At 66.8% G+C, this 20,882-nt stretch carries 19 protein-coding genes; 7 read left to right on the top strand and 12 right to left on the bottom strand.

Going from position 1 to position 20,882, the window contains the following annotated elements; all coding sequences use genetic code 11:
- Nucleotides 1–540: 540 nt before the first annotated feature.
- A complete protein-coding gene (locus tag WT60_RS23805) occupies nt 541–1,713 on the bottom strand; it encodes an acyltransferase (protein ID WP_038743578.1) in 1,173 nt (390 codons plus the stop codon).
- A 218-nt stretch (nt 1,714–1,931) separates the two neighbouring features.
- On the opposite strand from WT60_RS23805, the gene WT60_RS34700 reads away from it, so the two are divergent.
- Nucleotides 1,932–2,075, top strand: a complete 144-nt coding sequence (locus WT60_RS34700) for a hypothetical protein (RefSeq protein ID WP_009915643.1) — start codon at nt 1,932–1,934, stop codon at nt 2,073–2,075.
- A gap of 275 nt (nt 2,076–2,350) precedes the next feature.
- On the top strand, nt 2,351–3,238 hold the full coding sequence (gene galU, locus WT60_RS23815) for a UTP--glucose-1-phosphate uridylyltransferase GalU (protein ID WP_038743581.1): 888 nt from the start codon (nt 2,351–2,353) through the stop codon (nt 3,236–3,238).
- 827 nt (nt 3,239–4,065) lie between these two features.
- Here the strand turns inward: galU and WT60_RS23820 are convergent.
- Nucleotides 4,066–5,193, bottom strand: coding sequence for an acyltransferase (locus tag WT60_RS23820; protein WP_059641810.1), 1,128 nt, complete (start codon nt 5,191–5,193; stop codon nt 4,066–4,068).
- Nucleotides 5,194–5,467: 274 nt separating this feature from the next.
- Between WT60_RS23820 and WT60_RS23830 the strand changes: the two genes are divergently transcribed.
- Nucleotides 5,468–5,911, top strand: coding sequence for an HU family DNA-binding protein (locus tag WT60_RS23830; protein WP_038743586.1), 444 nt, complete (start codon nt 5,468–5,470; stop codon nt 5,909–5,911).
- Between the two features lie 2,578 nt (nt 5,912–8,489).
- On the opposite strand, the gene WT60_RS35320 is transcribed toward WT60_RS23830, so the two are convergent.
- The 3 genes from WT60_RS35320 to WT60_RS23845 form a co-directional block, all read right to left on the bottom strand.
- Entirely contained in the window at nt 8,490–9,644 is a 1,155-nt protein-coding gene (locus tag WT60_RS35320; protein ID WP_038743590.1) for a porin, read from the bottom strand.
- 459 nt (nt 9,645–10,103) lie between these two features.
- Entirely contained in the window at nt 10,104–11,051 is a 948-nt protein-coding gene (locus tag WT60_RS35325; RefSeq protein WP_038743592.1) for a YihY/virulence factor BrkB family protein, read from the bottom strand.
- 239 nt (nt 11,052–11,290) lie between these two features.
- Nucleotides 11,291–11,524: a hypothetical protein gene (locus WT60_RS23845; protein WP_059576226.1), complete on the bottom strand. Its 234-nt coding sequence runs from the start codon at nt 11,522–11,524 to the stop codon at nt 11,291–11,293.
- A 205-nt stretch (nt 11,525–11,729) separates the two neighbouring features.
- Here WT60_RS23845 and WT60_RS34705 point away from each other — a divergent pair, with 205 nt between their 5' ends.
- Both WT60_RS34705 and WT60_RS23850 read left to right on the top strand, forming a co-directional pair.
- Complete coding sequence (locus WT60_RS34705) at nt 11,730–12,227, top strand: hypothetical protein (protein WP_060356725.1); 498 nt, start codon at nt 11,730–11,732, stop codon at nt 12,225–12,227.
- 53 nt (nt 12,228–12,280) lie between these two features.
- Nucleotides 12,281–13,303 (top strand): succinylglutamate desuccinylase/aspartoacylase family protein, encoded by a 1,023-nt coding sequence (locus tag WT60_RS23850; protein ID WP_038743872.1) that lies wholly within the window; start codon nt 12,281–12,283, stop codon nt 13,301–13,303.
- Nucleotides 13,304–13,590: 287 nt separating this feature from the next.
- On the opposite strand, the gene WT60_RS23855 is transcribed toward WT60_RS23850, so the two are convergent.
- From WT60_RS23855 to WT60_RS33930, 7 genes are all read right to left on the bottom strand, one after another.
- On the bottom strand, nt 13,591–14,349 hold the full coding sequence (locus WT60_RS23855; RefSeq protein ID WP_060356726.1) for a GvpL/GvpF family gas vesicle protein: 759 nt from the start codon (nt 14,347–14,349) through the stop codon (nt 13,591–13,593).
- Entirely contained in the window at nt 14,337–15,137 is an 801-nt protein-coding gene (locus WT60_RS23860) for a GvpL/GvpF family gas vesicle protein (protein ID WP_059576215.1), read from the bottom strand. Before WT60_RS23860 ends, WT60_RS23855 begins: the two co-directional genes overlap by 13 nt.
- Nucleotides 15,134–17,275, bottom strand: coding sequence for a CDC48 family AAA ATPase (locus WT60_RS23865; RefSeq protein WP_038743599.1), 2,142 nt, complete (start codon nt 17,273–17,275; stop codon nt 15,134–15,136). Before WT60_RS23865 ends, WT60_RS23860 begins: the two co-directional genes overlap by 4 nt.
- A gap of 7 nt (nt 17,276–17,282) precedes the next feature.
- Nucleotides 17,283–17,792 (bottom strand): Hsp20/alpha crystallin family protein, encoded by a 510-nt coding sequence (locus WT60_RS23870; protein WP_038743601.1) that lies wholly within the window; start codon nt 17,790–17,792, stop codon nt 17,283–17,285.
- On the bottom strand, nt 17,776–19,176 hold the full coding sequence (locus WT60_RS23875) for a sigma-54 dependent transcriptional regulator (protein WP_038743603.1): 1,401 nt from the start codon (nt 19,174–19,176) through the stop codon (nt 17,776–17,778). The genes WT60_RS23870 and WT60_RS23875 overlap by 17 nt, the downstream gene beginning before the upstream one ends.
- Nucleotides 19,177–19,189: 13 nt before the next feature.
- Nucleotides 19,190–19,792: a hypothetical protein gene (locus tag WT60_RS23880; protein WP_038743605.1), complete on the bottom strand. Its 603-nt coding sequence runs from the start codon at nt 19,790–19,792 to the stop codon at nt 19,190–19,192.
- A gap of 213 nt (nt 19,793–20,005) precedes the next feature.
- On the bottom strand, nt 20,006–20,191 hold the full coding sequence (locus WT60_RS33930) for a hypothetical protein (RefSeq protein WP_145986863.1): 186 nt from the start codon (nt 20,189–20,191) through the stop codon (nt 20,006–20,008).
- 77 nt (nt 20,192–20,268) lie between these two features.
- Here WT60_RS33930 and gvpA point away from each other — a divergent pair, with 77 nt between their 5' ends.
- The gene (gene gvpA / locus WT60_RS23885) at nt 20,269–20,490 is read left to right on the top strand and encodes a gas vesicle structural protein GvpA (RefSeq protein ID WP_010109838.1); all 222 of its coding nucleotides are present in this window, start codon (nt 20,269–20,271) and stop codon (nt 20,488–20,490) included.
- A gap of 74 nt (nt 20,491–20,564) precedes the next feature.
- On the top strand, nt 20,565–20,846 hold the full coding sequence (locus tag WT60_RS23890) for a hypothetical protein (protein ID WP_038743608.1): 282 nt from the start codon (nt 20,565–20,567) through the stop codon (nt 20,844–20,846).
- Nucleotides 20,847–20,882: the final 36 nt, after the last annotated feature.

The raw sequence follows: 20,882 nt of genomic DNA on the forward strand, positions 1-20,882 counted from the left end.
TGCTCCGCCGATATCCGATGCCAAGCGACGGACCAACCGCGGGCGGTCGGCGCTTCGGCGGCCGCGGATAAGCGGCGGCCGCGGATAAGGAAAGGCGCTCACATCGCCGCTGCCGTGCGCAGGCGCGATTGGCCGAACGATAAGGCGAATGTCGACGGCGTGGATTCGCACTCGCGCCGATCGGTGAGGATCGGCCGGCTGCATTCCATCTTCCGGGCCAAACGACGGACTGGCTGCCGGCCGCCGCGCTCCGACAGCGCGGTATCGGCGACGCCCGCCGCGTTGCCGCCGCGCCGCCGCCGCCGAGGCGCGGACACGCGACTCACCCGACGGCCGGGCGCATGCCGACGGCCTTGCCGCCGCTTCGCGACCCGGGCCTGCCCGCGAGTGCGCCCGGGCATCGGGCCCGCGCCGGCCCGCACACGGGCCGCGTGCCGCCCGCGTCACCTGCGCCACTCGCACCACCCGCACCACCCGCACCACCCGCACCACCCGCACCACCCGCACCACCCGCACCACCCGCACGGCCCGTGCCGTCCGTCAAACCGGCATCCGCTGCTGCGCGGCCGCCGCGACGGCACGCTTCGGCTTGAGGTTCGTCGACCAGCGCATCGCCGGCAACTCGAACATTCGATAGAACAGATACGCGACGGGGATGACGGCCGCGGTGAACATGAGCGACGGCCAGATCGACAACTGCAACTGCGAGCGATACAGCACCGACGCGAGGCACACGAAGAACGGCAGATGGATCAGGTACAGCGAATAGCTGAAATTGCCGAACCAAGACAGCGCCCGCATCGGCGCGGACGCCGACACGGGCCGCGCGAGCGCCGCGTACAGATAGCACGCGAAGCCTGCCGCCCAAAGCTGGAACGCGGCGTATTGCCCGAAGTGGAACGCGACGCAGCCGAGCGCGACGCCCGCCGCCGCGGCCACGTACCAGAGCCGCGACGGGGCGTGCGCGGCGTGCGCGTCGCGCTGCGCGCGAACGTCGGCGATCCACGCGCCGACCGTCCACGACAGCCAGTACGACGTGAAGAACTGCAGATCGTGCCGTTCGAGCAGCCATGCCGACGCGGCGTTGACGAGCGCGATCGCGACGACGACAGGCAGCATCCCGAAGCGGCGTCGCGCCGCGAAGAGGAGCGGGTAGATCACGTAGAACTGCACTTCGAGCGACAGCGTCCACAGCGCGCCGTTCGACCCGTACGTGTAGCCCGCGACGCCCTGCAGCGACAGCAGGTTGACGACGAACGACGCGAGCCCGATGTCGCGGATCTTGTGGCTGACGGGCTCGAACTGCAGGCTGATCGAATCGAACACGAGCGTCGCGATGAGCGCGGCGAGCAGCACCGGGTAGATCCGCGCGAAGCGGCGCGCCCAGAAATTCGGCGCGTTGAGCCGGTACGACGGATCGGCGGCGAGCTTGAGCGCGGCATTGCGGTGGATGCAATAGCCGCTGATCACGAAGAAGATCGGCACGCCGGCCGAGCCCCACGCGAACGGGAACGTCAGATAGCCGACGATCACGCTCGGGTCCAGCGCGTGGCCATACGTCCGATGGAAGCTCTGCATTCCGACCCACACGACCTGACGGCAGTGGAAATACGCGACGAGCAGCGCGGCGAAGCCTCGCAGCGCGTCGATCAGGTGTTCCTTGTGGTCGGTGGCGGGCGGCCGCGCACCCGGCGTCACGCTCGAAGCATTCATGCGGTCCGGTTCCTTGCAATGAGAAAGGCGCAAATGGCGCCATTCGATCGTAATCCGCAAGAAATCCGGGCGGGAGAATAAAAAAATCGCTTTCCGAATAAATGTAATTAATCGTATCCGTTCGTAACGCTTTTCACGTTGCGGCATGGAGGCAAATTATTTATCGATTTTTTTCTGATAGCTTGAGATCCCATGTCGATTGAAGGAAGGAGCCCACGATGGACATGCATTGGATCGCAAGCGGCGCCGTACTGCTCGTCATGGCCGTGTTGTCGGCGTATCGGGACGCGCTGAAGAACGAGCCGATCAACCGCTTCGGCTTTGGCCGCGGCGGCGCGCCTTATTCGGAGGAGTTCGAATAATTGAACGTGCCGGATCGAATCGGTAAATTGTCGCGAAGCACCCGGCAGGCCGGCAAGATCGACCGACTTCGCGACGATTATCCGAATATGCCTATATCCGGGCGGCCCTTTCATATTAATGAAAGTGGAACCGCGTCCAGCAGACTTTTATTCAGATTGATGTTTTGCCGGCGCGTCGGATGCCGATGCGCATCGTTCGTCGAGCGAAGCGGCGCGCGGCGTGCGACCCCGACATGTGACGCCCGGCCAATCGTCAACACTTTCGGGATGCGATCATGTTGAAAGTCACCAAAGCCGTGTTCCCCGTTGCCGGTCTCGGCACACGGTTTTTGCCCGCCACCAAGGCGAGTCCCAAGGAAATGCTGCCGGTCGTCGACAAGCCGCTGATTCAGTATGCGGTCGAAGAGGCGATCAACGCGGGCATCACCGAGATGATCTTCGTGACGGGGCGCAGCAAGCGCGCGATCGAGGATCACTTCGACAAGTCGTTCGAGATCGAATCCGAGCTCGAGGCGCGTGGCAAGGAGAAGCTGCTCGAGCTCGTGCGCGGCATCAAGCCGAGCCATGTCGATTGCTTCTACGTGCGCCAGGCGGCCGCGCTCGGCCTCGGCCACGCGGTGCTGTGCGCGGAGAAGCTCGTGCACGGCGAGCCGTTCGCGGTGATCCTCGCCGACGATCTGCTGCACGGCGACCAGCCGGTGCTCAAGCAGCTCGTCGACGTCTTCAACCACTATCACAGCTCGGTGATCGGCGTCGAGACGATCGAGCGTGAAGACAGCCGCTCGTACGGCGTCGTCGAAGGCCGCGAGTGGGAAGAGGACATCATCAAGCTGTCGGGCATCATCGAGAAGCCGGCGCCCGAGCATGCGCCGTCGAATCTCGGCGTCGTCGGGCGCTACGTGCTGATGCCGAGCATCTTCGATCATCTGCGCAAGATCAAGCCGGGCGCGGGCGGCGAGCTGCAGCTGACGGACGCGGTGCAGTCGCTGCTGACCGAGGAGCAGGTGCTTGCATACCGCTATTACGGCACCCGCTTCGACTGCGGCAGCAAGCTCGGCTACCTGAAGGCGACCGTCGAGCTCGCGCTCCGGCATCCGGAAGTGGGCCGCGAATTCGAGGCGTACCTGCGCAACTGCCTGCCGGCGCTCGCCGCGGTTGCTTAGCATCCCCGTCTTCTGATTCTGACGTCCAAGGTGTGTGGTGGTTGTTCCGTTCGCCCCGGTTCGCACGAGCCGGGGCATTTTTGTGTCTGGGTTGTGTCTGGGGCGCACGGCGATGCAAGGCGGCGCGGCCGCGCGCGGGCGTCCCGAATTCGAACGGCTTTCGAGCGGCAGGGTGGCCGTGGCTGCTTGCCGGTGGAGATCGTCGGCCGCAAGCAGGGTATCGCCATGCAACCGCGTGCCGACTGACATCGCTCGCCCGCGGCGGCTGTCCGGCATTCCGCCGATTGATCCCGCTTCATCGCGACCGCGTCGCGACGTTGCCGCTAGCCGAAACGCGAGCGCTGCCGGAATGAACGCATGATCGCGGGCGGCGCAGCGTAAAGCCGCGCTTGAACCGCGATTCGCAGCAGGATGGCGTCATCGCGCCGAGCGGGGCGACGTCGAGCGAACGGACCCGAGGTCGCGCGGTCGCGCATGCGTGTATGCGTGTATGCGGGCGCGCGTCCCAACTCTCCGTCCCGACCGATCCGCCGTTCGTCATCCGAAGCCTGCCTCGCCATGCGTGGCGCGGTGTGCGTGTGCATCGACGCGCCGATCGCGGCCCGCGCCGCAGTCGCGCACCGATTCGACCGCGCCGCCACCGACGCGCCGCCCGCACGCGGCTGCCCGCACGCGGTGGTCTCCGCACGGTAGTCCGCATGTCGCGCGCGTCCGATCGACGCCTGTCACCGCGCGACCGCGCGTTCGTGTCGCATGCGTTTGCTGTACGACGCGGCTCGCAACGGCCCTTGGCCGCCGCGAGCGCGTCCATTGCGGCATCGCGCCCGTCACCGCGCGGCCGCGCGCTCGCGCGGCGCGAACCGCCGCCGCAAGGCGGCTTCGAGCGGCTTCTTGTAGTCGAGCACGCGCTTTTCCAGGTACTGCCATGAAAGGTGCGCGAGCAGCACGGACAGCGCGAACTGCAGGATTTCAGGCAGTATGTCCTGCAGCGAATGCGGCACGCGTAGCCGCTCGTAGATGCGCGGCATCACGCCGATGCGCTCCGGGATCAGGTTGTGAAACAGATAGAAACCGTAGCTGATCGTGCCGAGGTACGCGATCGGCGCCCATTCGAGCAGCGCGACGGCCGGATGTTCGGGACGGCTCACGATCCAGAACAGCACGATGCCGATCGACACGCCGAGGCCGATGTCCGCGAGGCCGCTCGCCGTCGCGGAAAGCGGCGCGGCCCACAGTGTCAGCGTCGAGCAGAACGCGACGCCCGCCGCGCCGGCCCACGGCATCAGCGTGCCGAGCACGCCTTCGGGCGCGGTCACGCCGCCGCTGCGCAGAATGCCGCCGACGCCGCCGAGCGCGATCAACGCGAAATTCCACGGCGAGAACGCGTAAATGAGCACGGGCGACGCGTGTTGCAGATAGAGCAGTAGATGCGCGGCCGCGGCGAGCGCGATGGCCGCCGCGCACAGCGCGAGATGGCGCGACGCGCGGGTGGAGAGCAGCGCGATCGGCGCGATCAGGTAGAACTGCTGCTCGACGGCGAGGCTCCAGAAATGCGACGTGGTGCCTGGCCAGCCTTCCTTGACGGCGCCGATCCAATAGTCCGACAGAAACACCGCATGCCAGCGCAGCCCGAGGTCGACGTCGTGCTGATAGAGGTGGTGATGCGCGATCGCGAGCGCGGCGAGCAGCAGATAGTAGACGGGCAGGATGCGCAGCGCGCGCTTGCCCGCGAACAGCCAGAACGCGTAGCGGCGGCACGATGCGCCGCGCTCGATCGCGAGCCGGCTGCGGTGCAGCTCGCCGACGATCAGCAAGCCGCTGATGAGGAAGAACGCCCAGACGCCGATCTGGCCGACGTCGAGCGCGCCGAAGTGCGCGCGGTGCGACAGGAAGACGAGTGTGACGGCGACGGCGCGCAAACCGTCGAGCCCTCTAACGTGTTTGACTGCGCGCATTCCAAATCCCAAACGATGCGATGCCGGCGGACAGTATAGGAATGCAAATGTCGAACATAATTCGCTCGAGCGAATCGATGCGCGACGCAAAAAGCGCTGCGCGCACGGGTCGAAACGACTTCCGTAGTCAGCGGCGCGCAACAAAACCTGCGGGAAACCCGTGGATAACGCATAAAAGTGCTGCACGAAGCGGCGCGGCGCTTGTAGAATCCGGCGTTGAAGCTCGCATGTCGCGCGCTTCGTGTATCCAACGACCACACCTGGTAGGAGAAACATGGCGACTTCCGCAAAAAAGGTGGCTAAGAAGGCTGCCGCACCGGCCAAGAAAGTGGCTGCCAAAAAAGCAGCGCCCGCGAAGAAAGTAGTGGCCAAGAAGGCTGTCGCGAAGGCGCCCGCCGCTCCGACGCCGCTGAAGGACAAGTTCACGAAGGCTTCGCTCGCAACGCACATCGCCGAGCGCGCGACCGTCGAACTGAAGGCTGTCAAGGCAGTGCTCGCGGCACTCGAGAACGTCGTGCTGGGCTCGATCCACAAGAAGGGCGCAGGCGAGTTCACGCTGCCGGGTCTGCTGAAGATCACGGCGCAAGCCGTGCCGGCGAAGAAGAAGCGCTTCGGCAAGGACCCGTTCACGGGCGAAGAGCGCTGGTTCCCGGCGAAGCCGGCCAGCGTGCGCGTGAAGGCTCGCGCGCTGAAGAAGCTGAAGGACGCGGCAGCGTAAGGACGGCGTGCGGCTTGCCGGAATCGTCCGGTAGCTGCGATAGTCCGAAAAAGTCCCCGCGTGCGAAAGCGCGCGGGGATTTTTTTGTCTGTGCGCGGCGTGACGTGATGTGGCGTGATGCGATGCCGTGTGGGCGCATGGGTGTGCGGACGTGTAGACGTGTAGACGTGTAGACGTGTAGACGTGTAGACGTGCGGGCGTGCGGGCGTGCAGACGTGGACATGCGCGCGCGGACGTGCTGCGGCGCGATTCGGCCTGATTCGGAGTGGTTCGGCGTGATTGGACGCGACGCGGTGCGGTGCCGCGATAGTCCGCCTCGATGCGACGAGGCGCGAGGAAGGGGCGAGGAAGGCGGCTGGCGATGCGCAGCCGGTCACGCGCGAGCGCCGCGAATGCCGTCGAATGCCGTCGCGAATGGACATTGTCTGACGTAGCCGGTAGCGGCGATCGCGGAGACGTCGCGGCGAGACAGCGAGACATGCGTCTCTCGATTGCCGCCGATCGACGGGCCGATGCCGTGACGATGCGATGCCATGTCGTCGCGTGATGCTCGACGGCGGGCTGCCGGCAGCGTGACGTTCCGCGTGCGTCGTGCGGCGCACGCAAGAGCGAGCTGAGCGCCGGCTGCTTGGTGAAACGGCCGCCGAGCGATCGAAGCGCCGAGTCGTCGACGGTCGAATGAGCCGGTGCGGCGAGCGCGTGGCGATCGGCGGCCGGCGTGCGCGATCTGCGAGTGTCGGCCTGCTGGTGTCGACCTGCGAGCATCGACCTGCGAGCGTCGACGACACATCGATGCGCGGCACACGACGTACACGCATGCGACGTGGATTCATTTCGAGATTGCGTGCGGGGGGAGGCGCGCCGCCAAGCGCCTCGCTTCGCGCTTGCATCGGCAACGCGCTGCACGGAGCGATCGGGAGGTGACGCGCGTGGTTCCGTGACGCAGCTCGCGCGAGCGCGAAACCGCGCGCGGCCCGATTGCGAACGACGACGGTCGTCGTCGCGCGGCGTCGTTTGCGTCGAATCGGCACGCGCATGCGTTGCACCGTCCGTCGGCAGCCGAACGCCTGAATCGTCGATCGATGCCGGACGCGTCGGGCGTGCCGGGACGTATGTGGCGCGGTGCAATGAAGTGCCGGCGCAAGTTCGGCATGGCGTTTTGCGCCGTTCGCGAGCGTCATGCAGGCACACGACCGAATTCATGCATGCGGCTGACGCCCGGGACATGTGGCCACGGAACGCATGCGGCGCCGGGCGGAGGTGTCGCGCATGCCGCGCGATCGCGGCAAGGCCGATGGGCGCCGGGCGATCATTGATGTCGTCGATTGGTTGCGTACTCGCGGAGCCGGAAGGCGCGGATGAAAGGCTTGCATCGGCAGCCGCCACGGCGATTGATGGTCGATCGATCCTGCGTTCGTCGAGCAAGCCGGCTCATATCCGGTCAGATGTGATGAAGCGTCGGCATACGATCGGCGCGGCGTCGCGCAACACCGGCGAGCGGCATATGGAGGCGCTGCCGGGAACCCATCGACCGCGCGGTCGCGCTCGGAGATTTGCTGCGCGGAAAGCGTGTGCGGCAACTGACCGGCAGACCGGCAGACCGGCAGACCGGCAGACCGGCAGACCGGCAGACCGGCAGACCGGCAGACCGGCAGACCGGCAGACCGACAGACCGACAGACCGACAGATCGACAGATCGACAGACCGACAGACCGACAGACCGACAGACCGACAGACCGACAGACCGACAGACCGACAGACCGACAGACCGACAGACCGACAGACCGGCAGACCGGCAGACCGGCAGACCGGCAGACCGGCAGACCGGCAGACCGGCAGACCGGCAGACCGGCAGACCGGCAGACCGGCAGACCGGCAGACCGGCAGACCGGCAGACCGGCAGACCGGCAGACCGGCAGACCGGCAGACCGGCAGACCGGCAGACCGGCAGACCGGCAGACCGGCAGACCGGCAGACCGGCAGACCGACAGACCGACAGACCGACAGACCGACAGACCGACAGACCGACAGATCGACAGATCGACAGATCGACAGATCGACAGATCGACAGATCGACAGATCGACGGGATGACTTGACAACAGGACGCGACGGCGCATCTTGCCGGTCGACTCTTCCGTTCTCGACTCGTCGCCGGCTGCGTCGCGCGTCGGCCGGCTCGCGGCGGTGAAGCCGAGGGCTCACGGGCGCGCCATGGCGGCCTTGCCGGCGCCGCGAGCGAGGCGCAGGGGTGCAGGCCCCAGGAGCCTGACCGAAGCCATCGGAGCGCGTATAGTGCTTGCTGCGTGTAATCCTCTTGCGAAAAGCCTTGCGGCCCGACGCAGCCATGTGCATGCAAACAGGAGCCATGCTCGCCCGGATCGATCCCGATCGGCGATGCCGTCTCCATGACGATCCCCCAAAAGGAAACAGCCCGATCAGCGTAAGCCGATCGGGCTGTTTCGGCCATCAGGCCGGCCATCTCATCAAGCCGGCCGTCCGCATGGGCGTTCGGGCCGGCTTTGCGGTCGCGGCCCGCGACGCCCGAAGGCGCCGCCGAGCCGCTGCCCGCAGCTGCGCTTAGAACTTGTGGCGCAGGCCGAGCGCGACCATCTCTTGCGACTTCGTACCGTTGACGCCGTACGAGCCGATCGATGCTTGCGCCGATTGCGTCGTCGTCGCGTCGAGGCGCTGCGTGCCGCTCGCGTGCTGGTAGGCGCCGGCGAGGTACACGTCCGTGCGCTTGGACAGCGCGTAGTCCGCGCCGAGCGACACTTGGTGGTACTTCGCATCGGTGTCGCCGCTCGCCTTCGTGTATGCATAGCCGAGGCCGAGCAGTATTGCCGGCGTCGCCTGGTACGTCACGAAGCCGCGGCCCGTGTTGTACTTCTCGGTCGACGAGAAGCCCGAGAAGCCGTCCGGCTTGTATTGCGAGTTGCTGTAGCCGAGGCCGACCGTGACCGGGCCGAACACGTACTGGCCTGCCACTTGGGCGATGCCGATCGACTTCGCGCTCGTGTAGCCGGAGTTGATCGCGCCGTCGAAGATCGCGTCGGACGAACCGCTCCACGTCGAGCGCACGCCGCTCGCCGGCGACGGGTTCGACGTGTAGAAATAGCCGGCGGCGACGCCGATCGGGCCGTTGTTGTAAGCGGCGGCTGCCGACCACGTCTGGCCTTGGCCGGGCGAACCCGCGATGCCGCTGAAGCCGTACAGGGCTTCGAACTGGAAGCCGGCGAACACGGGCGACGTGTACTTGACCGTGTTGTTCACGCGCAGGCTGTTGTCGTTGTTGTCGACGTCGCCCGGCGTGGCGAACAGGCTGCCGAAGTAGTTGTCCGCGGTGACCGGCTGAACCAGGTCGACGAGCGGATCGTACTGGCGGCCGAGCGTCAGCGTGCCGTATTGATCGCTTTGCAGACCGACGAACGCCTGGCGGCCGAACATGCGCTTGCCTTGGCCGAGCGTGCCGTCGTTCGAGTTGAAGCCGTTTTCCAACTGGAAGATCGCCTTCAGGCCGGCGCCGAGGTCTTCGGTGCCCTTCAGGCCCCAGCGGCTGCCTTGCAGGTTGCCGCTGCCCATCAGCCACGCGTTGTTGGCCTTGCCATCGTTGCCGTGGACGTAGGTGATCGACGTGTCAATCACGCCATACAGCGTGACGCTGCTTTGAGCCTGAGCTGCACCGGCGGCGCCCAGCAGGGCGAGCGAGAGGGTAGACAGAGCAAGTTTCTTCATCGAGTTATTTCTCCACGCGAGTGAGTCGTTATTTGTTGCGGATTGGAGAATAGCGCACTGCACCAGACGCAAGAAATCCAAAAAAATAAAGTGTCTCAAAAAGGTGACAGCGACGGAAAGTCGTTTTATATCAACTAGATAAGAGATTGTTTCGATTCGGGGAGCACCGGAAGATTGTTGCGGTGCGATTGTTGCGGAAACGAACGTTGCCCCCGTGTAGCCATGCCTTTTCGGCCTGTTTCTGCAACGAAATCTAGGTGGGCAAACGTTTGCGCGTGCGAGGCGAACCACGGCGGCGATCGATGTGCGCGCGGCGGCCTCGACCGGATGCGGCGCGACGCGGTTGCGTCGTGGCGCTCGGTGCGCGGATGCGTCGAGCCGAACGTTTGCGTGCGCGCAAGAACCGGAAAGGCGGGCGTAAGGAGCGGGCCGTACCGAGAGAGGCGGCGGTTTGGCGCGTCAATCGCGCGAGCCGCTGCGTGCCGTCGCGGCCTTTCCGCCGATTTCGGCTTCGGCCTCGGCCTCGGCCGAGAGGGCGTCCGACGCGTGCGCCGCGCCGCGCGCCGCCGCGAACTCCGCGCCGAGCAGCAGCACCGCGGCCGAGAAGTACAGCCACATCAGCAGCACCGCGAACGATCCCGCCGCGCCGAACGCGCTCGCGGTGCCCGCGTGCGCGAGGTACAGCGCGAACAGCTTCTTGCCCGCCGAGAACAGCACGGCGGAGACGATGCCGCCCGTCATCGCGTCGCGATTCGATACGCGTGCGTCCGGCAGGAACTTCATCAGCGTGCCGAACGCGAACGCGAGCACCGCGATGCCGATCGAGAACTGCAGCAGATTGCCGATCACGACGTACGGCGACGCGCCCCACAGCCAGCGGCCGATGAACGTGATCGCGGTGTCGAGCACGAGCGACACGATCAGCAGGAACGCGACGCCGAGCACCAGCCCGAACGAGATCAGCCGCACCCGCACGAGGCCGAGCACCGAGGATGCGCGTGTGCCGGTGGCGGGCCAGATCACGCTGAGCGCCGTGTTGAGCGACGCGAACGTCGCCGATGCGCCGAGCGCGAGCATCGCGAACGAGATCAGCGCCGCGAGGCCGCCGCGGCTGCCGCTGCGGTGCGCGCTCTCGACGATCGTCTGCACGCCGGCCGCCGCCTCGTTGCCGATCAGCTCGTGCACGTGGCTGAATACCTCGCCGCGCGCGGCGTCGGCGCCGAAGAACCAGCCGGCGACCGCGATCACCATCACGAGCGTGGGCGCGAGCGAGAACGCCGAATAGAACGCGATGCTCGCGGCCATCGCGGCGCAGCGGTCGGAGGAGAAGCGTTTGAACGCGTTGACCGCCCAGTTGACGTTGTGGCGGACGAGCTTGTGCGGTTGCTGTGGAATCAAGGGTTTCATGGATTGCGCGTACGGGCGCGAACATGGTGGGCGCGCCGGAGTCGTTTGCCGTTCTTGCGTCGGACGCCGGCCGATGAGAAAAGTTTATTCAATCCGGCGAACACGGGCGACGGCACGGGGCGCAGGGGCCGGACGCGCGTGGCTTTGCTGCGCCTTCGGGGCGGCGGGCGCGTGCCGTCGCGGTTCGCCGTCGCGGTTCGCCGTTGCGGGCGCGGAGGCGGCCGCCGCTCGCCGCGCGGTCAATCGGGCTCGGGCAGATCGAGACGCCGGACATCGCCGTTGTCGGGCGTCGCGCTTTCGTGAAACAGGTCGCCGAGATATTGGCCGAGTTCTTCGGCTTCGAGGAAATCGGGAATGACGAAATGCGCGGGACGACGCTTGCCGTCCGAGCCGGGATAGAACGGCACCCAGCGATCCTGCGCGCGTTCGACGAGGATCTGCTTGCCGAATACGTCGAAGCGGAGAGTCGTCATGCGTGGGGCTCCCGAAGGTTGGGCGTTTCGGCCTCGTGAGCCGCGGTGATCGTTCGCGCGGCTTTCATGCCTGTACGCGCGCTGCGCGAACGATGGCGTTCTTGCCGCGGCGCGCGCTTGCTCGACGCGAACGCGGCCGCAACGCGACGTTAGCAGAAAATCGCCCTGTGATGCGCTCGATGCGTCGGTGCATTCGACGGGTTTGATGTTCTCCATTCTCCGGCTGCTCCTGCTGCTCCCGCTGCTCCGGATGTTGCGGATGCTGCGGATGCTGCGGATGCGCTCGATGTGCTCGGCGGCGTCGATGCCGTGCATGCGCTATGCAAAGCATCGTGTGGCGCATAACGATCGAACGCATTCGTCGTTTCCGCCGACGCGGCGTTGCGATACGCTGCTGACGCCCGCAACGCCCGCAACGCCCGCAACGCCCGCAACGCCCGCAACGCCCGCAACGCCCGCAACGCCCGCGACATGCCGCGACATGCCGCGACCAACGCACCGCCGAAACATGCTCGGCAAATGCAACGCCGACGCCAATCGCAACGGCGGCGGGGCTGTCGCGCGCCGCGCTGCCGGAGCGTCGCCGGCAATGCGGCGGCACCGCACCGCGGCACCACCGCACCGCGGCACGGCAACGGCAACGGCAACGGCAACGGCGCGCCGCGTGCCGCCGCCCCGAGCGTTCGCCGGCGATTGCCGGTAAGCTTCATGACACCATCCCGTTCCCGCCCAGGCCGCCGCAGGCCGATGCCGACCATGACCGACACCTCCCGCTTTCGAAATCCCATCCGCAGCGAAGTCGATCTCGACGCGAACGGCAAGCATGCCGGCTATCTGCGCCTGCCGCACTCGGTCCATCGTTCGGCGTACGGATGGATTCCGATTCCGGTCGTGTCGATCCGCAACGGCAGCGGCCCCGTCGTGCTCGTGATGGCCGGCAATCACGGCGACGAGTACGAAGGGCAGATCGTCGTGTCGCGCATCGTGCGGGAGATCGATGCGGCGCATGTCGCCGGGCAGTTGATCTTCCTGCCGATGGCGAACTTTCCGGCGGCGGACGCCGGCGCGCGCGTGTCGCCGATCGACGGCGGCAACCTGAACCGCAGCTTCCCCGGCGACCCCGCCGGCGCGCCGACCGCCGTGATCGCCGACTACATCGAGCACACGCTGCTGCCGCGCGCGCAGTATTTGATCGATCTGCATTCGGGCGGCAGCTCGCTGCTCTATCGAGGCGGCAACATGCTCGCGCTCGAGCCGCGCGACGCGGCGGAGCGCGCGCGCGTACGCGAGTTGCTCGCCGCGTTCGGCCTGCCGCGCGCGTTCCTGCACGCGCCGAATCCGGTGCATGCGTCGTCGGCCGCGCGCCGGCAGGGCGCGATCTCGATCCTGACCGAACTGGGCGGCGGCGGCATGGCCGACCCGGCGTTGATCCGCGACGCGCGTCGCGGGCTGCTGCATTTTCTCGGTTTCGTCGGCGCGCTGCGCGGCCCGCTCGTGCCGGACAATCCGCCCGCGACGACACGCTTCATGCGGGTGGGCGGCGCGCATCATTATGTCTATGCGTACGACAGGGGGCTCTACGAGCCGCTCGTCGAGCTCGGCGCGCGCGTGCACGCGGGGCAGCCCGCCGCGCTGATCCATTTTCCCGATACGCCGCTGCGCGAGCCCGTCACGCAGTGCTTCGCGAGCGACGGCGAAGTCGTCTGCAAGCGCGTGCCCGCGCAGGTGCGGCGCGGCGATTGCCTGTTTCAGCTAGCGCAAGACGACGCGTCGGCGTGATCGTGCGGGTGCGTGCGCCCGGGCGAGCGTGGCGACGCGAACGTGTTGCGGAGGATTCGATGCGGCTGACGTCGCGACGGCGCGCCACGCATCGCGACACGCTGCGGTGCCCTGCGCCCTGCGCCTCTTACGCCTTACGTCGGGCGCTGGCGCGTGACTGCCCGCGATGGGCAACGTGAAGAGACGCGAATCGCGAATTGCACGGCGCACGGCGGCGAATCGCATGCTGCGTCCCGCGTCTCGCCGCGCGCGTCAGGGCGGGCCGTTCGGCAATCCGCTCGAGGCTTTCAAGGCGCGCGGCCGTCCCTTTCTCGACCCGCGCCGTTTTCGGATCTCGATGCGGCGGTCGACGGGCGACTCGTCGGTCCGAACGCGCGCGGCGGCTCCGCTGCCGACGCCCGCTCACCCGCGGCGAAGCTGTACGGCGGCCATGGGCCGGACACATAGAGCGGCAAGGCGGTGCGGCGCGCCGTTTGCCGGCATCGCTCGACGAAATCGTCGAGCGTCGCTTGCCTAACGAGAAAGCACAGGCTCGCGAAGCCTTCCACCTGTCCGTCGAACCGCCAGTCGCGGTACAGGTCGCGAAGCGCCGCCGCGATGCGTTCCCCGTGCGACAGCGCGACGGAATTGGGCGCCGCGCGAGCGGCAAGATAGGCGTGGCCGGGGCCGCCTGCTTGCGGGTGCGGCCGCGCGTGCCGCTCGTCGGGAGGCCGAAATCTCAGCCCCATTTCGACGCAGCCGTCGATTCGCTGCAGTAGATCGCGATACGTATCGCTTTCGTCGTCGAGCCACTCGCGCACGGCTCGCTTGTCGTCGAGGCAAGTGGGAAAGCGCATCGGCACGACGGCGCCGTGCCGGAAGAGCGTCGCCACGGTCTCGCCGAACGCGAGCGCCGCCGGTATCGTCGCGGATGGCGCCCGAGCGTGCTCCGAGACGACGGTGCGCAGGTGCGCGCCGTCCACGATTTCGAGCCGTGCGCCGTCCACGCCTGACGGCAGCGCGAAGGAACCCTTTTGCGTCAGCACGGCGTAGGTCAGCCAGACCATGTCGTCTCTTCGGCGAGCGGGGCGCAAAAGCTGTACGGCGGCCAGGGCCCGGAAAAGTCGAAATGCAATCCCCGTGCGGCGAACTCGGCGTCGACGGCTTTCGCTTGCCGACGGAATGCCTGGACATCGCGGTTTCGCACGAGGAACGCCCAGTTCGCGACGATTTCGTTCGGTGAATCCGAGGCCCGCGACGGCCGGCTGCACATCTGCACCGCGTGGCGCTGCAATCGCGCCGAGACGGGCGGCACGCTTTGCTCGAGCCAGCCGCGCAGATTGTGCCCGGCCCGGGCCTGAAGCTGCCGCTCGCGCAGATAATGGGTGCCCGTCGCGCGGGCGGCCCATTCGGGTTCTTCGGCGCGAAGCAGCGCGGCTTGCGAGTCGGTGGCCGCTCGCCGATCGAGCCAGCCTTTGACCGCCCACTCCGTCTTGCCGTCGACGAGATCGAGAACGCGGCTGATGTGCGCGTGAGCGCTTTGCATCGATGCGATGACCCGGTCGGCACTGGAAAACAGCGCGCCGAACTGGGCCGGAAAGACCGGCGAATATCGCATCGTCCACTCGATCACCGCGGCATGAATGGCCACGCGGCCGGCGATCCAGGCCGGGTCCGTCAGCCGCCGCTCGGCGTCGGCTCCGGCAAACTCGCTGCGCGACGCGTCGCAGAGCACCGCGGCCAGATCCCCGTCGCGCAGCAGTTGCAGCCGCGGCTCGCCAGGCGGCCTCGTCGCCCATGCCGGGGCGAGGCGCTCGGCGCGCGCGAAGCAAAACAGATAAAGGGCGGCGTTCATTGCGTTTGCTTGCGCCGCTGGCTTGCTTCCTGGATCGCATCGTCCAGGTCCGCGGCGCTCAGGTGCAGCCGCGCCGGATCGCGGATGTCCGCGGCGAGCGCGCGCCGCACCGCCGACAGCGCCGCGCGGCGGCATACCGACGCGATCTCGGCCGCGGAGAACCCGCTGCTCGCCTCCGCCAGCCAGTCGCCGGTCACGTCGGCGGCGAGCGGCTTGCGGCGCAGGTGCACGTCGAAAATCTCGCGGCGCGCGGCCGGGTCGGGCAGCGCGATCTCGACGATCTCGTCGAAGCGGCCGGGCCGCAGCACGGCCGGATCGAGCATATCGATGCGGTTCGTGGCGGCGAGCACCATCACGCCTTTGAGCTCCTCGATGCCGTCGAATTCGGCCAGAAACTGCGACAACAGGCGCTCCGGCACGTGCGCGCCGCTGGCGCCTTCGCCGCGTCGGGGCGCGAGCGCATCGATTTCGTCGAAAAACAGCAAGCAGGGCGCCGCGTGCCGCGCTTTGCGGAACACGTCGCGCACGCCTTTTTCCGATTCGCCGATGTATTTCGACATCAACTCCGGCCCTTTGACCGGAATGAAATTGACGCCGCACTCGTTGGCCGCGGCTTTCGCGAGCCAGGTCTTGCCGCAACCGGGCGGGCCGACGAGCAAGATGCCCTTGGAGGGCTTGGCGCCCGCGCGAGTCAGCAGCTCCGGATACCTGAGCGGCCACTCCAGCGCCTCGATCAACTGCGCCTTCGCGTTGCCGAGGCCGCCGACGTCCTCCCAGCGCACGTTGGGAACCTCGACGAAGACTTCGCGAATCGCCGACGGGTCGATCTCGGCCAGCGCGGACAGGAAATCGTCCATGTTCACGACGAGGCGATCGAGCTGCTCGTAGGAAATCGTGCGCAGGCCGAGATCGAGTGTCGACATGAGCCGGCGCAGGCAAAGCATGGCCGCCTCCTTGCACAGCGCCTCGAGATCCGCGCCGACGAAACCGTGCGTGATGTCGGCGAGACGATCCAGGTCGACGTCGGCCGCGAGCGGCATGCCGCGACTGTGGATTTCGAGCACTTCGAGACGGCCGTTGCGATCGGGAATCGGAATCGCGATCTCGCGATCGAAACGGCCCGGCCGGCGCAACGCCGGATCGAGCGCGTTCGGCAGATTGGTGGCGGCGATCACGATGACTTGCTGGCGGCCGTTCAGCCCGTCCATCAACGCCAGCAGCTGCGCGACCACGCGCTTTTCCACCTCGCCGACGACCGTTTCGCGCTTGGGCGCGATCGCGTCGATTTCGTCCAGAAAAACGATGGCGGGCGCCTTGCGCGCGGCTTCCTCGAAGATCTTGCGCAGGTGCGCCTCCGATTCGCCGTAGAACTTGTGGATGACTTCGGGGCCCGACACCGAGAAGAAGGCGGCGTCGCATTCGTGCGCGATGGCCCGTGCGATCAGCGTCTTGCCGCAGCCCGGCGGGCCGTACAGCAACACCCCTTTGGGCGCGTCGACGCCGAGCCGCTCGAAGACTTCGGGATAGCGCAGCGGCAGCTCGATCATTTCGCGGATGCGCATCAATTGCGGCTTGAGGCCGCCGACATCCTCGTACGACAGCGACGGGGCGACCACCGCGGGTTCGCCTTTCGCGGGCCGCCCGATCGACAGCTCGGTGTTCGGGCCGATCAGCACCGGTCCGCGCGGCGTGCAGCTCGTCACCTTGAAATCCGCGTTGCGGCTGCCGAACAGCGTCGCGCGGATGCGGTCGCCCTCGATCACCGGCAGGCCGTCGAGCAGGCCCGCGATGTAGTCGAGATCGCCCGGCGCGGGGGCGGCGTTGATGGGGGTCAGCTGCACCAGGTTCGCCGCACGCGCGGCCACCTTTTTCAGCGTGACGGTCTCGTCGATGGCGGCGCCCGCGTTGCCGCGCACGACGCCGTCCAACTGCACGCGCGACTGGGCGCGCAGCTCCTTGTGCGCGAGCATCGCCTTGCATACGGTGGCGCGCTTGCCGCGCACCTCGACCAGGTCGCCCACGGCCGCGTCCAGCAGGATGAGGTCCTCCGGCCCCATGCGCGCGAGCGCGCGCCCGACGTCGCGGGCGTTGCCCTCCGTCACGCGGAGCTCGAGCCCGGTCTGTTCCGCTTTGTCCATGGTCGCCTCAGTCCGTGCACCGGATTTCGAGAATCCCGTTGTTGCACCCGAACTGCATCTGGTCGCGCGTGTACGGGCGCGGCAACTGCACTTCCTTGATGTATTTTTTGGGGCGGTGCTCGGCGACGATCGTGAGCACGTCGTCCTGGACATCGAGTCTCACGTCTTCCAGGCTCACGCCCGGCATCTCGGCCACCACGAGCGTATGGTCGCTCTCCTCGAACACGTCCACGATCGGCTCGATGACTTCCTGCACCACCGCGTGGCCGGATTTGTCCTTGCGGATGTTGCCGAACGGCTCGACCGAGACTCGGTCCTTGTCCTGTCCCAAGCCGACCTTGATGTTGATGCCGTAGACACCGCGGATGCCCGCATCGGTCGCGCGCTCCTTCAGCAACTGAAGTTCATTGCCGGTCTGGGCCAGTTCGTTGAGCTTCTCCACCAGGTTCACGATGCCCGACATGATGCCTTCGAAGCCACTGGCCGATTCTTTCGCTCCGTCACGCTTGGTCTTCATCGTCGACTCCTCGGAATTCGATGCGGTATTCCTTGACCTTCGAATGGATGGTCTTGTAGTCGACTTGCAAGACTCGTGCCGCTTGGGCCTTGTTGCCGTGCGTCGCCTGCAACACCTGTTCGATGACCCGCCGCTCGATGTCGGCGATATTGCGTCGTACCACCTCCTTCAGGGACAGTCCTTCCCAGCCGAATTCCGTCAGCGGCGCCGCGTGCTTGCCGGACGATGCGATATTGAGGTGAGCCGGCTGCACGACATCGCCGGCGACGAGAACGGCTTGCCGGATCGAGTTGCGCAACTGCCGGACGTTGCCCGGCCACGGGTGATTCAGCAAGAGCTCGCAGGTGGCGTCGGCGAACGTGACGGCGGGCTTGTCCAGTTCCGCGCAGGTTTGCGCGGCGAAGTGCTGCGCGAGGTAGAGGATGTCGTCGCGCCGTTCGCGCAGCGGCGGGACGTGAATCACGAATTCGGACAGCCTGAAGAAGAGGTCGCTGCGGAAGCCGCCTTCGAGCGCCTTTTGCTCGACGTCTTCGTTGGCGGCGGCGACGATGCGCACGTCCAGCGGCAACGGCGTGTTGCCGCCCACACGATACAGCGTGCGCTCCTGGATCACGCGCAGCAGCTTCGCTTGCGACGCGAGCGGCAGGTTGGCGATCTCGTCGAGAAACAGCGTGCCGCGGTTCGCCGCCGAGAACTTGCCGGGCTTGGCGATGGCCGCGCCGGTGAACGCGCCTTTTTCGTAGCCGTAGAGTTCCGATTCGAGCAGCTGCTCCGGTATCGCGCCGCAGTCGATCGCGACGAACGGCGCCGCGCGCCGTCCGCTGCCGCGGTGGATCGCGCGTGCAACCAGTTCCTTGCCCGCGCCGCTTTCGCCGAGGATCAGCACTGAAAACGTGCTTTTCGCCACGAGCCCGATCCGTGCGATCAGGCGGGCGACGGCTTCGCTCGGCCCCATGCTCTCGCACAGGCTGGCGGCCACCGAAGGCTCGCTGCTCCGGCCGCCGCCGTTCGTGAGCGCCGTTCGGATCGCGCTCATCAGGACGTCGTCGTCGACCGACTTCGACACGCAGTCCTGGACGCCCTCGCGCATTGCGCCGATCGCGCCCTGCACGTCCGGCTGGTCGGTGAGCACCACCGCCGGCATCTGCGGCGTCTGCCGCCGGATCGCGTGCAGCAGGTCGAGCCCGCTCATGTCCAGCAGGCGGTCGTCGAGCACCACCGCATCGGAGCGCTGTTGCTCCAGGGTTCGGAGCGCCGCGTAGCCGGTTTGCGCGGACACGGCGTCGAGGCCCGCGCCGCGCAGCAGCTGCGTCAGCCGCGAGCCGAAAATCGGCTCGTTGACGATCAGCACGCGCGCCGGCAGCGCACTTGGAACCGAGTTCATGACGTTCGTCGCGTCAGATCGCCGGGCTGCCGAGCGGATAGCTCACAGCCAGATCGGGCGGCAGCAGGGGGGCCACGCGGTGCAGCGCGCCGACGAACAGCATGCCGGTGCCGCCCGCCGGCAGCGTCTCGTCGATTCGATGCGCGATGAACCGGTCGCGTCGCTGCAGCATGTCGGACGCGAGCCGGTTCTCGACGTCGGTTCGCTGCCCGTCCGCGGAAGCGGCGTTGAGCAGCCGCCATGCGAGCTCGTATTCCTCCACCAGCAATTCCGGCGCTTCGGTGCCGACGATCGTCGCGCCTTCGCGACTCAGCGTCTGCAGCAAGCGATGATTGCGGCTGCCGGCCTTCGCGAGGTCGTCGACGATCTCGAGCTCGTGGCCGCATACCGGCAAGCCGTCCTGATAGATGTGCAGGGATTTCAGATCGAGGCCGAGCCGAGGAATGGCCGCTTCGATGCCGTCCCACATGTGCTCGATATCGAGTGCGCGGCGTCGCCACGCGTTCGCGCCGAGTGTGGTTTGCGCGGCGTCGGCGAGAAGCGGTGCGGCTTGCCCCATGTCGATGCCGGTATGGAGAATCGGGATATAAATCAATGTGCGGCTGCTGTCGGACATGGCCGCTCCCCTTTGCGATTTTCCGTTTCTTTGCATGGCGTCCAACCCATGCTGCAATTGTCATCATAGGAAATAAGCCGGCCGTCTGCGGCAGCATTTGCGCGGCGCGTGGGTCTCGCTTCGAGGGCGGTATGGATAGCATTCCATGGAACGCTTTCCATACCGCGACGCCGCTTCCATATGCCGGATATGCGCGTTTGCGCAAACGGCGCTTCAATCGATTTCGATATTGATCGAAATACAAAAATGAAAAATCGCGATGCCGGCGCATTGTCTCGAACGGCGGATTTGGCGGCGATTTTTCCTGCATCGCGATTCCAGGCTGTCGGCCATTGGCGCCGCGCGCCCGGCGAAGGCTCGCGCGACGACATTCGCGCGCGAAGCGGCACGCTCCGGCATGGGGGTTGCTTTGAGGGCGTAGCCTGCTCCTGCAGCGCAAAGGTCTTTTCCTATCAACGCATCGCAAGGAGGCCATCATGGCCAAAGTGCAGAAATCGACTGACTCGTCGAGCCTGGCCGAAGTTGTCGATCGCATTCTCGACAAGGGCATCGTCATCGACGTGTGGGCGAAGGTGTCGCTCGTCGGCATCGAGCTGCTTTCGATCGAAGCCCGCGTCGTCATTGCATCGGTCGAAACCTATCTCAAGTATGCCGAAGCAATCGGTCTGACCGCGACTGCCGCAGCGCCAGCAGCGTGACCGACGTTGCCGCCGCATGGCGGGCAACTTGGTTTCCGGCCGCGGTAAAGCGGTCGGCCTCGAAAGGAACAGCCATGAACAGCTTGACGCAAGACATGGCCCGCCTGCATCAGGAAGTCACGGCGGGCCACAGGGAGCGGCAGAGACTGCTGCAGAAGCTGGCGGATTCGCGCGAGGACCTGCGAACGGAAGTCGCCCAACTGCTGCGGCAACTGCATCTGGCCAATGCCGGCATGTTCAGCCAAGCGCGCGACGCCCGAACTGCATTCGTGACGGACCTGGTCGAGCGCGTGCGTGATCTCCGACGCTCGTTCGACGCCGATCTGAGGGGAGCCCACCGCGCCTGGCGAGGCTAGGGCCGTTTGCGACCGGGCGCGGCGGCCCGCCGATAC

This window comes from Burkholderia sp. MSMB617WGS (genome assembly GCF_001532025.2).
Taxonomy (GTDB): Bacteria; Pseudomonadota; Gammaproteobacteria; order Burkholderiales; family Burkholderiaceae; genus Burkholderia; species Burkholderia savannae.

Bases quoted from the DNA above. Each gene is read 5' to 3' on its own strand.
- WT60_RS23805 (WP_038743578.1), bottom strand. From the start codon at position 1,713: ATGAATGCTTCGAGCGTGACGCCGGGTGCGCGGCCGCCCGCCACCGAC.
- WT60_RS34700 (WP_009915643.1), top strand. From the start codon at position 1,932: ATGGACATGCATTGGATCGCAAGCGGCGCCGTACTGCTCGTCATGGCC.
- galU (WP_038743581.1), top strand. From the start codon at position 2,351: ATGTTGAAAGTCACCAAAGCCGTGTTCCCCGTTGCCGGTCTCGGCACA.
- WT60_RS23820 (WP_059641810.1), bottom strand. From the start codon at position 5,193: ATGCGCGCAGTCAAACACGTTAGAGGGCTCGACGGTTTGCGCGCCGTC.
- WT60_RS23830 (WP_038743586.1), top strand. From the start codon at position 5,468: ATGGCGACTTCCGCAAAAAAGGTGGCTAAGAAGGCTGCCGCACCGGCC.
- WT60_RS35320 (WP_038743590.1), bottom strand. From the start codon at position 9,644: ATGAAGAAACTTGCTCTGTCTACCCTCTCGCTCGCCCTGCTGGGCGCC.
- WT60_RS35325 (WP_038743592.1), bottom strand. From the start codon at position 11,051: ATGAAACCCTTGATTCCACAGCAACCGCACAAGCTCGTCCGCCACAAC.
- WT60_RS23845 (WP_059576226.1), bottom strand. From the start codon at position 11,524: ATGACGACTCTCCGCTTCGACGTATTCGGCAAGCAGATCCTCGTCGAA.
- WT60_RS34705 (WP_060356725.1), top strand. From the start codon at position 11,730: ATGTTCTCCATTCTCCGGCTGCTCCTGCTGCTCCCGCTGCTCCGGATG.
- WT60_RS23850 (WP_038743872.1), top strand. From the start codon at position 12,281: ATGACCGACACCTCCCGCTTTCGAAATCCCATCCGCAGCGAAGTCGAT.
- WT60_RS23855 (WP_060356726.1), bottom strand. From the start codon at position 14,349: ATGGTCTGGCTGACCTACGCCGTGCTGACGCAAAAGGGTTCCTTCGCG.
- WT60_RS23860 (WP_059576215.1), bottom strand. From the start codon at position 15,137: ATGAACGCCGCCCTTTATCTGTTTTGCTTCGCGCGCGCCGAGCGCCTC.
- WT60_RS23865 (WP_038743599.1), bottom strand. From the start codon at position 17,275: ATGGACAAAGCGGAACAGACCGGGCTCGAGCTCCGCGTGACGGAGGGC.
- WT60_RS23870 (WP_038743601.1), bottom strand. From the start codon at position 17,792: ATGAAGACCAAGCGTGACGGAGCGAAAGAATCGGCCAGTGGCTTCGAA.
- WT60_RS23875 (WP_038743603.1), bottom strand. From the start codon at position 19,176: ATGAACTCGGTTCCAAGTGCGCTGCCGGCGCGCGTGCTGATCGTCAAC.
- WT60_RS23880 (WP_038743605.1), bottom strand. From the start codon at position 19,792: ATGTCCGACAGCAGCCGCACATTGATTTATATCCCGATTCTCCATACC.
- WT60_RS33930 (WP_145986863.1), bottom strand. From the start codon at position 20,191: ATGCCGGAGCGTGCCGCTTCGCGCGCGAATGTCGTCGCGCGAGCCTTC.
- gvpA (WP_010109838.1), top strand. From the start codon at position 20,269: ATGGCCAAAGTGCAGAAATCGACTGACTCGTCGAGCCTGGCCGAAGTT.
- WT60_RS23890 (WP_038743608.1), top strand. From the start codon at position 20,565: ATGAACAGCTTGACGCAAGACATGGCCCGCCTGCATCAGGAAGTCACG.